The organism is Rubrivivax sp. A210, assembly GCF_904426505.1.
Lineage (GTDB): Bacteria > Pseudomonadota > Gammaproteobacteria > Burkholderiales > Burkholderiaceae_C > Rubrivivax.
Genome location: NZ_CAJGBN010000012.1, coordinates 611,015 through 622,518, shown reverse-complemented (window position 1 = coordinate 622,518; position 11,504 = coordinate 611,015). Strand labels below are relative to the sequence as shown.

Here is an 11,504-nt window from a genome sequence, read left to right as displayed (position 1 = left end):
CGGCGGCCGCCGCTTCGTCCTGACGCTGCCGGCGCTGGCGGCCACCTGGCGCGGCGACTACGCCACCCTGTGGCGCACGCCGCCCGGCTGGCGCCCGGGCGCCGAGCCGCCGGCCGAGACGCGCGACTGGATCGCGCGCCAGCTCGACCGCGCCGACCCCGGCAGCAGCGGCCGCCGCCTGCGCGAGCGCATCGCCGCCTTCCAGCTGGTGCAGGGCCTGCCGCCCGACGGTGTGGCAGGCCCGATGACGCTGATGCTGCTCAACCGTGTGGGCGCTGTCGACGAGCCCCGCCTCGACGACCGCGCTGCGCGCTGAAGAAAAGAACCCCATGTCCTACATCCTCGATGCCCTGCGCCGCGCCGATGCCGAGCGCCTGCGCGGCCAGGTGCCGGGCCTTGGCGCCCAGCCCGTGCTGGCCGAAGAGCCCGAGCCACCGCGCCGCCTGGTGCCGGTGGCGCTGGCTGCCGGGGCCGTGCTGGCGGCCGCGGCGCTGGCCTGGTGGTGGCTGGCGGCGCCGGCCACCGTGCCGCCTCACAAGCCGCCGGTGCGCGACCAGGCCGCCGCAGTGCCGGCCCCGCCCCCGGCCCGTGCGGTGGCGGCACCCGCGCCCTTCCCCCTCGTGGTGTCGGCGCCGGCGCCGTCTCTAGCGCCGGCCCCAGCGCCGGCCTCGGCGGCCCCGAAGCCGGTCCCCGTGATGGCGCCGGCGCCGGTGGCGGCGCCCGCGTCACCCGTCGCCACGGTGCCCGCCGTTGCGCCTGTCCCGGCGCCAGCACCTGCGGGCTCGCGGGCCTCACCGGCCGCCGTTCCCCTGGCCGCGCTCAGCGCCGAGCAGCGCCGCGAGCTGCCACCCCTGGTGCTGGGTGGCTCGATCTGGTCGGAGAGCGCGGCCCAGCGCTTCATCATCGTCAACGGCCAGGTCGTCCACGAGGGCGACGTGCTGGCGCCCGGCCTAACGCTTGAACGCATCTCACAGCGTGCGGCGGTGCTGCGCTGGCGTGAACTCCGCATCGAGCTGCCGCTCTAGCGGGGCCTTGTGTACCCCCGCAGCCACGGGGGCGCGCCTCGGCTGCCCCAGGCCTTGCGGCGATACTCGGGCGGTGTTCAAGAGGCGACCCCATCGATGAAGTCAGGGACTGTTGCGAAGGGCTGGCGCGCGTGCTGTGGCGCCGTGCTGCTGCTGCTGGCGCAGGCCGTCGGCGCCGAGACCTGGGTGGTGGGCCCCAAGGGTGAGCCGCGCTCGCTGGTCGACGCGTTGGCCCAGGCCCAGGACGGCGACACCATCGAGCTGATGCCGGGCGACTACAGCCCCGGCCTGGTGCTCGAGAACCGCAAGCTCACCTTGCGCGGCCTGGGCACGAAGCCGCGCATCGTCGGCAACGGCAAGGTCGGCGCCAGCAAGGCCTTGTGGCTGGTGCGCGGGGGCGAGGTGACGCTGGAGAACATCGCCTTTCTCGGGGCCCGTGCCAATGACGGCGAAGGCGCCGGCCTGCGCATGGAAGGTGGCCGCCTGCTGCTCAAGGGCTGCGTGTTCCAGGACAACGAATACGGCGTCTACGCGGCCAACGACGACAGCGCCGAGCTGACCGTGGCCAACAGCGAGTTTGGCAAGGCACCGCATGTGGTGGGCGGGCTCTACCACCTGCTCAATGTCGGCCGCATCGCCAGGCTTTCGGTCAGCGGCAGCCGCTTCCAGCAGGGCTTCGAAGGCCATCTGCTCAAGACGCGGGCGCGCGAGAACGTCATCAGCTACAACTTCATCCACGATGGCCGCCGTGGCGGCGCCTCCTATGAGATCGACATCGCCAATGGCGGGCTGGCCACGGTGATCGGCAATGTCATCGGCCAGGGTGCCGACAGCCAGAACCCCGTGCTCGTGGCCTACGGCGCCGAGGGCCGGGCCTGGGACCAGAACCGCCTGCTCGTGTCGCACAACACCTTCGTCAGCTATGGCTGGATGCCGGCCTGGTTTCTGCGCGTTTTCGGCGACCGTCTTCCCGAGAACACCGAGATCATCGCCATCAACAACCTGCTCGTCGGCGGCGGGCTGTTCTCGCTGGCCAATCCAGGCAGCTTCGAAGGCAACCGCCCGGCCACGCTGGGCATGCTGCGCGACGCCGAAACCTATGCCTTCGAGCTGGCACCGGGCTCGATGTGGCGCACCAGCGGCGTCGACCCACGCAAGTTCAAGGGCCACGATCTCGCGCCCAAGGCCGAGTTCGAATGGCCCACCGGCATGCGCCCGCTCGCCGGCGAGCGCACGAGCTGGGCACCCGGGGCCTACCAGCGTTGACGCCGGGCGCCGGGGGTTAGCATCGGTCACCACTGCCGAGCACCCCGCCCATGGAACCCAAGCAGGCCCACCCCGACACCGTCATCGCCCAGGCCCTGGGCTGGATCGACGAAGCGACGCGGGCGATCACGCCGCCGGTCCACGTCTCGTCGACCTACCTGCGCGACCCCGACAACCAGTACCGCAGCGGCCGTGTCTATGCGCGCGCCGACAACCCGGCCTTCGACCAGGCCGAGGCGGTGATCAAGGCGCTTGAAGGCGGCCACCAGGCCCTGCTCTTCGCCAGTGGCATGGCTGCGGCGACGGCGGTGTTCCAGGCCCTGGCTCCAGGCGACCATGTGTTGGCGCCCAGGGTGATGTACTGGTCGCTGCGCAACTGGCTGATGGGCTTTGCCACCCAGTGGGGGCTGGACGTCGAGCTGGTGGAGATGGAGTCGCCCGAGGCCGTGCAGGCCGCACTGCGACCGGGCCGCACCAAGCTGGTGTGGGTGGAGACGCCGGCCAACCCGCTGTGGACGGTGACCGACATCGCGGCCACGGCGCAGGCAGCGCATGCGGCTGGCGCGCTGCTGGCGGTGGATTCGACCGTGGCCACGCCGCTGCTGACGCGGCCGCTGGCGCTGGGCGCCGACCTCGTGATGCACGCGGCGACCAAGTACCTCAACGGCCATTCCGACCTCATCGCCGGGGCCCTGGTGACGCGCGCCGACAACGAGCACTGGCAGCGCGTGCGCCGGGTGCGCGCCCAACTCGGCGGCACGCTGGGCTCCTTCGAGGCCTGGCTGCTGTTGCGCGGCCTGCGCACGCTGCACCTGCGTGTGCGCGCCGCCTGCGCTTCGGCGCAGGCCATCGCCGAGCACTTCGAGACTCATCCGCTCGTGACAGCGGTGCTCTACCCGGGCCTGGCCGCGAGCCCCGGCCACGCCGTGGCGCGGGCGCAGATGCAGGGCGGCTTTGGCGGCATGCTGTCGGTGCGCGTGTACGGCGGCGAGGCGGCGGCCATTGCGGTGGCGGCCCAGACGCGCATCTGGAAGCGCGCCACCTCGCTGGGCGGGGTCGAGAGCCTGGTCGAGCACCGCGCCAGCGTCGAGGGCGCGGGCACGCCGGCGCCGGCCGACCTGCTGCGCCTGTCGGTGGGCGTCGAGCATGTGGCCGATCTCATCGCCGACCTCGAGCAGGCGCTCGTCGCCGCCCACGCCGGCGGTTGACCCGCATCTGAAACTTGGGCATGATGGTTGATGTAACTTTATTACATCAACCATGTCCTTCGACCTGATCCTCTTCGGCGGCACCGGCGATCTCACCTGGCGCAAGCTGATGCCGGCGCTGTTCCAGGCCTTCCGCCACGGCAAGCTGCCGGCCGGCGGGCGCATCCTGGCAGTGGCGCGCGACGAGCGCAGCGACGACGAGTACCGCGCCTTCATCAAGGAGCGCTTTACCGAGGTCGAGGAAAGCAAGCGCCCCAGCGACGAGGCCTATGCCGCCTTTGCGCAGATGCTGCACTACCGCCGCATGGATCTGGCCAAGCCCGAGCACTATGCCGGCCTCAAGGACTGGATCGCCACGCCGGGCGCGGTGGCGGGCCGCGCCGAGGGCGAGCGAGCCGGCACCGTGGTGCTGTTCCTGGCCACCAGCCCGCATCTGTTTCCTGTGATCTGCGAGCAGCTCGGCGCCGCCGGGCTGAACACGCCCGAGGTGCGTGTAGTGCTGGAAAAGCCGCTCGGCCACGATCTTGCCAGCGCACAGCAGATCAACCGCGTCGTCGCCTCGGCCTTCAAGGAAGAGCAGGCGCTGCGCATCGACCACTACCTGGGCAAGCCAGCGGTGCAGAACCTGATGGCGCTGCGCTTTGGCAATGCGCTTTTCGAACCGCTGTGGCGGCGCGAGAGCATCGCCAACATCCAGATCACGCTGGCCGAGAGCATCGGCGTGGGCACGCGCGGCGACTTCTATGACCAGACCGGCGCGCTGCGCGACATGATCCAGAACCATGCGCTGCAGTTGCTGACCATGATCGCGATGGAACCGCCGTCCAGCAACGACGCCGACGCCATCCGCGACGAGAAGCTCAAGGTGCTGAAATCGCTGCGCCCCTTCACGCCCGAGTCGGTGGCGCGCGACGTGGTGCGCGGCCAGTACCGCGCCGGCAGCTTCGACGGCAAGGCCGTCAAGGGCTATCTCGACGAGCTCAAGGTGCCGCCTTCCAGCCGCTGCGAGACCTTCGTCGCGTTGCGTACCGAGGTGCAGAACTGGCGCTGGGCCGGCGTGCCCTTCTACCTGCGCACCGGCAAGCGCCTGGCGGCGCGCGACGCCCAGATCGTCGTCAACTTCCGTCCCGTGCCTCACCCCATCTTCCCGGGCTCCAGCGGCGCCGGGCGCGCCAACAAGCTGGTCATCAAGCTGCAGCCCGAGGACGGGCTCGAGCTGCACCTGCTGGCGGCCAAGGGCAGCGGCGGCAACGAGTTGCTGTCGCCGGTGTCGCTGGACCTCGACTTCGACCGCGCCTTTGCCAGCGAGCGCGTGGGCGGCTACGAGCGCCTGCTGCTCGATGCCATTGCCGGCCGCCTCAACCTGTTCGTGCGCAGCGACGAGCAGGAGCAGGCCTGGCGCTGGGTCGAACCCATTCTCGACGCCTGGGCCGCCGACCCCACTGGCCCGCGCCCCTATGCGCCGGGCAGCTGGGGCCCTGCGGCGGCCAGCGCCCTGGTGGCGCGCGACGGCTGCGCCTGGGCCGAAGAGCAGTGAACGGGCTGCACCGCCTTACCGTTCTTGCCCGCTGGCAGGCCTCTGGCGGCTAGCATCGCGTCCATCATGCTCGAACGCATCCGTGCCTCCATTCCCGCGCTGCCGCCGGCCGAGCAGCGTGTGGCCAAGCTGTTGCTGGCCGACCCGCGCAGCTTTGCCACGCTGCCGGTGTCGGAGCTGGCCGACCGCTCGCACGTCAGCAAGCCCACCGTGGTGCGCTTCTGCCGCAGCGTGGGCTACGACGGCCTGGCCGACTTCAAGCTCAAGCTGGCCGGCAACGTCAACGAAGGCGTGCCCTACGTACACCGCTCGGTCGACGACGACGACAAGGCCGCGGACATCGTCGTCAAGGTCACCGACAACGCGGTGGCGGCGCTGCTGCGCTACCGCAATGCGGCCTCGGCCCAGGCGGTGGAGCGCGCCATCCAGCTGCTGGCCGACACCGGCCGCGCCGGCCAGCGCATCGAGTTCTACGGTGTCGGCAATTCCGGCATCGTGGCGCAGGATGCCCAGCACAAGTTTTTCCGCCTCGGCGTCAACGCCGCCGCCATCAGCGACGGCCATGTGCAGGTGATGAGCGCGACCATGCTCAAGGCCGGAGACTGCGCCGTCGTCATCAGCAATTCGGGCCGCAGCCGCGACCTGCTGGACGTGGCCGAGATCGCGCGCCGCAAGGGCGCCAGCGTGATCATCATCACCGCCAGCGGTTCACCGCTGGCGCAGGAGGCGCGCCACGGCGGCCAGCAGGTGCTGCTGGCGGCCGACCATCCGGAAGACGCCGACCGCTACAGCCCCATGGTGTCGCGCCTGCTGCACCTGCTGATCATCGACATCCTGACCACCGGCGTCGCATTGCGCCTGGGCTCGGCGCAACTGCGGCCCCTGCTGCAGGAAATCAAGCGCAACCTGCGCCAGCGCCGCTATGCCCCGGGGGCGCGCGAAGACGACGACAGCGACAGCAGTTCCTCGACGCCGTAGAGCCGCGCCAGCTCGGCCAGCTTGGCCGGAGCGCCGACCAGTTCGAAACCGCGCCCGGCGGCACCCGCCAGGCGGCGCGCCTGCATCAGCAGCGCGATGGTCGAGGTGTCGAAGGCCTGCAGCGCGCTGGCGTCTACGCTCAGCACGCCAGTGCCCGAGGCCACGGCCTCGGGCAGGGTTTCGGCCAAAGCCGCGGCCTGTTCCAGCGTGGCGGAGGCGGGCAGTTGCAGGCTGCTCATCGCGACGCTCAGCTCTTGGCGGCCTTGTTGCGCTCGGCCAGCGTGTGGATGAGGCCGTCGATGCCGCCCTTGGTGAGTTCCTGCGCGAACTGCGAGCGGTAGTTCTGCACCAGCCAGAGGCCGCCAACGTTGACGTCGATGATCTTCCAGGCATCGGCCATCTTGTCGAGGCGGTAGTCGAGCTTGATGGGCTCGCCCTTGCCGCGCACCTCGGTCTGCACGACGAGCTGGGCGCTGCCCGACACCGGCAGCGTCTTGGTGACCTCGACGGTCTGGTCTTTCACCTGGGCCAGCGCGCCGGAGTAGACGCGCACCAGCAAGGTCTTGAACTCGGTCTGCAGCTTCGTGCGCTGCTCCGGCGTGGCGCTGCGCCATTGCACGCCCACGGCCGAGCGCGTCATGACCTCGAAGTTGACGTGGGGCATGACCTTGCCTTCGACGAGGGCGAGGATGCGGTTGAGGTCGCCCGCCTGGATGGCCTTGTCAGCCTTGGCGGTATCGATGACCTCGGTGGAGATCTGTCGCACCAGCGTTTCGGCGCCGGCATCGGCCAGCGCGGGGGCCGCGGCCAGCAGGCCCAGGACCAGGGAGGCGGCAGAGATCAATTGCTTGAGCACGGGTTTCCTTTCGTCTCGCGGCGCCCGGGACGGGCGGCCGTTGAATCCTTAACGCGCCAGCCGGTCCGGCGGTTCACCGGCTCAGCGGCTGGCGGGCCTGGCCGCCGGGCGGGCGGGAGCCGAGGCCGCGGCGGCAGCCGGCGCCGGGGTGTCGAGAGGGTCGTCGCCGAAGTCTTCCATCGGCGGTGCGCCATCGTAGACCTGGTCGAGCCGGCGCTGCAGATAGGCGTCGCGCACGAAGGAGTAGCGGTCCAGCGCCACCGAGTCGAGCAGTTTGGTGGTGGACAGCAGATTGGCGCGCAGGTCGATCACGCTGATCGCCGTGAGCGAATTGCGCCCGGTCGCCGTGGGCGGCAGATTGCTGGGTGAGGCCGGGCGGTCGACCACCCAGCCGGCGGTGTCGCGCACGGTCGAAGGGCCCAGCAGCGGCAGCATCACGAAAGGGCCGCCGCCCACGCCCCAGCGGCCCAGGGTCTGGCCGAAGTCCTCGCTGCGCCGCGTCAAGCCCATGGGTGTGGCCGGGTCGAGCAGGCCACCGAGGCCGAAGACGCTGTTGGTCAGCACGCGCATGCCCATTTCCAGGCCGCTCTGGAACTTGCCCTGCAGGAAGTGGTTGGCGGTAGACCAGACATCGCCGATATTGCCCAGCACATTGCCAATGCCGGTGCGCACCAGTTCGGGCACGGTGTCGCGGTAGGCGGTGGCCACCGGCTTCAGCACGGCTTCGTCGACCTTGTCATTGAAGCTGTAGACCTTGCGGTTCCAGTTCTCCCAGGGGTCTGCCGGGTTGGCGGCCGTGGGATTGGCCGGCACACTGGCGCAGCCGCCGAGCAGGGCCAGCAGGCCCGCTGCCAGCGCAAGCCGCAGCCGGGGCAGCCCGGATCTCACTTGCCGCCCCCATTGGAGGCAGCACCGGCCGGGGCGCCGGCCTTGTCGGTGAGGAACTGGCCGATCAGGTTCTCCAGCACCACGGCCGACTGCGTCTGCGCCACGGTGTCGCCGGGCTGCAGATTGGCGTCGTCGCCCCCCGGCTCGAGGCCGATGTATTGGTCGCCCAGCAGGCCGGCCGTCAGGATCTTGGCCGAGGTGTCCTTGGGGTAGAGGTGGCTGCTGGTGATGGCCATCGTGACCACGCCCTGGTAGGTCTTGCTGTCCAGCGCGATGCCGGTGACGCGGCCCACCGTGACGCCCGCGGTGCGCACCGGCGCGCGCACCTTGAGGCCGCCGATGTTGTCGAAGCGCGCCTGCATCGTGTAGGTGTCGCCGCCGCCCATGCTGCCCAGGTTGGCCGCCTTCATGGCCAGGAAGACCAGGCCCACCAGGCCCAGCAGCACGAACAGGCCCACCAAAGTCTCGATACCCTTTTTGCCCACTTGCTGGCTCCGTTCAGTTGCACGCCGCGATGGCGATCAGGCGGCCACGGGCCGCGGTGATGGTGTTCACGGTGTCGAGAACATGAGGGCCGTGAGGATGAAGTCCATCCCCAGCACCCACAGCGAAGAGATCACCACGGTGCGCGTGGTGGCGTAGGCCACGCCCTCGGGCGTGGCCTCGGTCTCGTGGCCCTGGTAGAGGGCCACCAGGGTACACACGACGCCGAAGACGCAGGACTTGAAGATGCCGTTGCCGACATCGCGCCAGACATCGACCTTGGTCTGCATGATGGACCAGAAGTTGCCGGCGTCGACGCCGATCAGCAGCACCGCCACGACCCAGGCACCGAGGATGCCGATGACCGAGAACAGGATGGCCAGGATGGGCATGGAGATGATGCCGCCGATGAGCCGCGGCGCCAGCACGCGCGCCTTGGGGTCGATGGCCATCAGTTCCATCGCGGCGAGCTGTTCGCCGGCCTTCATGAGGCCGATCTCGGCCGTCAGCGAGGTGCCGGCGCGGCCGGCGAAGAGCAGGCCGGTGACCACCGGCCCGAGCTCGCGCACCAGGGCCAGGTTGACGATCAGGCCCAGGCTCTCGGCGGCGCCGTAGGTGACGAGGGCGTAGTACATCTGCAGCGCGAGCACGAAGCCCACCGCCAGGCCCGAGGACATGATGATCACCAGCGAGCGGTTGCCGATGGCGTGTACCTGGGCCACCACGAGGCCGAAGCGGCGCAGCGAGGCCGGCACGGCGCGCAGCAGGTCGAAGAAGAAGAAGGCGGCGTGGCCCCAGCCGCGGAAGTGGTCGAGCGCGACCGCGCCCATGCGAGCCAGGAAGTTCATGGGCGGGCGAGGCCGAAGTCGGCGCCGATTTCGGGCGCCGGGTAATGGAACTTGACCGGACCGTCGGGCTCGCCGCGCACGAACTGGCGCGTCTCGGGGTCGCGCGATTCCATCAGCTGCTGCGGCGTGCCGTGGGCGACGATGCGGCCGCCGGTGGCCATCAGCACCACGTAGTCGCTGATGGCCATGCACTCCGGCACGTCGTGGCTCACCACCAGCGAGGTGGCGCCGGTCACGTCGTTGAGGGTGCGGATGAGCTTGGCGGCCACGCCCATGCTGATGAGGTCGAGGCCAGCGAAGGGCTCGTCATACATGATCAGCTCGGGATCGAGCGCGATGGCGCGCGCCAGCGCGATGCGCCGTGCCATGCCGCCCGAGACCTCGCTGATGCGCAGCGCCGCGGCGCCGCGCAGGCCCACCGCGTTGAGCTTCATCAGCACGATGTCGCGGATCATCGCCTCGGGCAGCGCCGTGTGTTCGCGCAGCGGAAAGGCGACATTGTCGAAGACGCTGAGATCGGTGAAGAGGGCGCCAAACTGGAACAGCATGCCCAGGCGGCGGCGCAGGCGGAACAGCTGGTCCTTGTCGTGGGTGTCGATGACCTCGCCATCGAAAACGACGCGGCCCTTGCTGGGGGCGTAGACGCCGCCGATCAGGCGCATCAGCGTGGTCTTGCCGCAACCCGATCCGCCCAGGATGGCGGTGACCTTGCCGCGCGGGAAGTTCAGCGAAATGTCCGACAGGATCGTGCGGTTCGCGTCGTAGCCGAACGTGACGTGGTCGATCTCGATGAGGGTTTCGGAACTCAAGCGTCTACTGATCCGTGCGGAATTGCCGCAGCGGTAACCCTGCGGGGATGAGACCTATTCTCGCACGCAAGGGCAAACCCGCATGTGTCGCCCTTGCAAAGCCCCCCGTGCCGAACGTGGGGGGCGCGCTCATCAGCGTGGCAGGGTGCTGGCACCCATCAGGAATTCGTCCACCGAGCGCGCCGCCTGGCGGCCTTCGCGGATGGCCCACACCACCAGGCTCTGGCCGCGGCGCATGTCGCCGGCGGCAAACACCTTGGCCACATTGGTGGCGTAGCCGCCCGCATCGTCAGTGCCGGCGCGCGCATTGCCGCGGCCGTCCTTGTCGACGCCGAAGGCCTCGAGCACGCTGGCCACCGGGGCCACGAAGCCCATCGCCAGCAGCACCAGGTCGGCCTTGTATTCCTGCTCGCTACCGGCCACCTCGACCATCTTGCCGCCCTGCCATTCGACGCGCACCGTCTTGAGCGCCGTGACACGGCCCTTGCTGCCGACCAGCTCCTTGGTGCTGATCGCGAACTCGCGCTGGCAGCCTTCGTCGTGGCTGGAGCTGGTGCGCAGCTTGATCGGCCAGTAGGGCCAGGTCAGCGGGCGGTTCTCTTCGATGGGCGGCTGCGGCAGCAGCTCGAACTGCGTCACGCTGGCGGCGCCGTGGCGGTTGCTGGTGCCGACGCAGTCGCTGCCGGTGTCGCCGCCGCCGATCACGATGACGTGCTTGCCGGTGGCCTTGATCTGGCCTTTGAGCTTGTCGCCGGCGTTGACCTTGTTTTGCTGCGGCAGGAACTCCATCGCGTAGTACACGCCGTCGAGCTCACGCCCGGGCACCGGCAGGTCGCGGCTGGTCTCGCTGCCGCCGGCCAGCAGCACGGCGTCGAACTCGGCCTTCAGCTGATCCGCGGTGATGGTTTCCTTGGCGTCGTTGGTGACCTTGCTATCCGCCGGCCAGGCCCCCACCAGCACGCCGGTGCGGAAGACCACCCCCTCAGCCTGCATCTGTGCCACGCGGCGGTCGATGTGGCTCTTCTCCATCTTGAAGTCGGGGATGCCGTAGCGCAGCAGGCCGCCGAGGCGGCTGTTCTTCTCGAATACCGTCACCTCGTGGCCGGCGCGCGCCAGTTGCTGGGCCGCCGCCAGGCCGGCCGGGCCGCTGCCGACGACGGCAACCTTCTTGCCGGTCTTGACGGCGGCGGGTTGCGGCTGCACCCAGCCCTCGGCCCAGGCGCGGTCGATGATGGCGTGCTCGATGCTCTTGATGCCCACCGCGTCGTCGTTGACGTTGAGCGTGCAGGCGGCCTCGCAGGGCGCCGGGCAGACGCGGCCGGTGAACTCGGGGAAGTTGTTGGTCTGGTGCAGCGTGGTCAGGGCATTGGCCCAGTCGCCGCGGTAGACCAGGTCGTTGAAGTCCGGAATGATGTTGTTCACCGGGCAGCCGTTGTTGCAGAAGGGTGTGCCGCAGTCCATGCAGCGCGCACCCTGCACCTTGGCCTGGTCTTCGGCCAGGGTGATGACGAATTCCTTCCAGGTCTTCAAGCGCGCCTGCGGCGGCTCGTAGCCCTCTTCGAGGCGTTCGTATTCGAGGAAACCGGTGACCTTGCCCATGGTGTGC

13 protein-coding genes are annotated in these 11,504 nt (G+C 69.9%); 6 read left to right on the top strand and 7 right to left on the bottom strand.

Features of this window, described 5'->3' with window-relative positions; all coding sequences use genetic code 11:
* From JMV16_RS11570 to JMV16_RS11545, 6 genes are all read left to right on the top strand, one after another.
* Window positions 1-316: peptidoglycan-binding domain-containing protein (locus JMV16_RS11570; RefSeq protein ID WP_201494383.1), on the top strand; the 316-nt coding region annotated here is incomplete at its 5' end.
* A gap of 13 nt (window positions 317-329) precedes the next feature.
* Window positions 330-1,025, top strand: a complete 696-nt coding sequence (locus JMV16_RS11565; RefSeq protein WP_201494382.1) for a general secretion pathway protein GspB — start codon at window positions 330-332, stop codon at window positions 1,023-1,025.
* Between the two features lie 144 nt (window positions 1,026-1,169).
* A complete protein-coding gene (locus tag JMV16_RS11560) occupies window positions 1,170-2,291 on the top strand; it encodes a nitrous oxide reductase family maturation protein NosD (protein WP_201494381.1) in 1,122 nt (373 codons plus the stop codon).
* A gap of 50 nt (window positions 2,292-2,341) precedes the next feature.
* The gene (locus JMV16_RS11555) at window positions 2,342-3,499 is read left to right on the top strand and encodes a trans-sulfuration enzyme family protein (protein WP_201494380.1); all 1,158 of its coding nucleotides are present in this window, start codon (window positions 2,342-2,344) and stop codon (window positions 3,497-3,499) included.
* Window positions 3,500-3,551: 52 nt separating this feature from the next.
* Complete coding sequence (zwf, locus tag JMV16_RS11550; RefSeq protein WP_201494379.1) at window positions 3,552-5,036, top strand: glucose-6-phosphate dehydrogenase; 1,485 nt, start codon at window positions 3,552-3,554, stop codon at window positions 5,034-5,036.
* Between the two features lie 66 nt (window positions 5,037-5,102).
* Window positions 5,103-6,014 (top strand): MurR/RpiR family transcriptional regulator, encoded by a 912-nt coding sequence (locus JMV16_RS11545; protein WP_201494378.1) that lies wholly within the window; start codon window positions 5,103-5,105, stop codon window positions 6,012-6,014.
* Here the strand turns inward: JMV16_RS11545 and JMV16_RS11540 are convergent.
* From JMV16_RS11540 to JMV16_RS11510, 7 genes are all read right to left on the bottom strand, one after another.
* On the bottom strand, window positions 5,957-6,253 hold the full coding sequence (locus tag JMV16_RS11540; RefSeq protein WP_201494377.1) for a lipid asymmetry maintenance protein MlaB: 297 nt from the start codon (window positions 6,251-6,253) through the stop codon (window positions 5,957-5,959). The two genes, JMV16_RS11545 and JMV16_RS11540, sit on opposite strands and share 58 nt — an antisense overlap.
* 8 nt (window positions 6,254-6,261) lie before the next feature.
* The gene (locus JMV16_RS11535) at window positions 6,262-6,870 is read right to left on the bottom strand and encodes a phospholipid-binding protein MlaC (protein ID WP_201494376.1); all 609 of its coding nucleotides are present in this window, start codon (window positions 6,868-6,870) and stop codon (window positions 6,262-6,264) included.
* An 81-nt stretch (window positions 6,871-6,951) separates the two neighbouring features.
* The gene (locus JMV16_RS11530) at window positions 6,952-7,758 is read right to left on the bottom strand and encodes a VacJ family lipoprotein (RefSeq protein WP_236580463.1); all 807 of its coding nucleotides are present in this window, start codon (window positions 7,756-7,758) and stop codon (window positions 6,952-6,954) included.
* Window positions 7,755-8,243, bottom strand: coding sequence for an outer membrane lipid asymmetry maintenance protein MlaD (mlaD, locus tag JMV16_RS11525; protein ID WP_201494375.1), 489 nt, complete (start codon window positions 8,241-8,243; stop codon window positions 7,755-7,757). The genes JMV16_RS11530 and mlaD overlap by 4 nt, the downstream gene beginning before the upstream one ends.
* Before the next feature lie 66 nt (window positions 8,244-8,309).
* Window positions 8,310-9,089 (bottom strand): lipid asymmetry maintenance ABC transporter permease subunit MlaE, encoded by a 780-nt coding sequence (gene mlaE / locus JMV16_RS11520; RefSeq protein ID WP_201494374.1) that lies wholly within the window; start codon window positions 9,087-9,089, stop codon window positions 8,310-8,312.
* Window positions 9,086-9,898: an ABC transporter ATP-binding protein gene (locus JMV16_RS11515; protein WP_201494373.1), complete on the bottom strand. Its 813-nt coding sequence runs from the start codon at window positions 9,896-9,898 to the stop codon at window positions 9,086-9,088. Before JMV16_RS11515 ends, mlaE begins: the two co-directional genes overlap by 4 nt.
* Before the next feature lie 132 nt (window positions 9,899-10,030).
* Window positions 10,031-11,497: a glutamate synthase subunit beta gene (locus JMV16_RS11510; RefSeq protein WP_201494372.1), complete on the bottom strand. Its 1,467-nt coding sequence runs from the start codon at window positions 11,495-11,497 to the stop codon at window positions 10,031-10,033.
* Window positions 11,498-11,504: the final 7 nt, after the last annotated feature.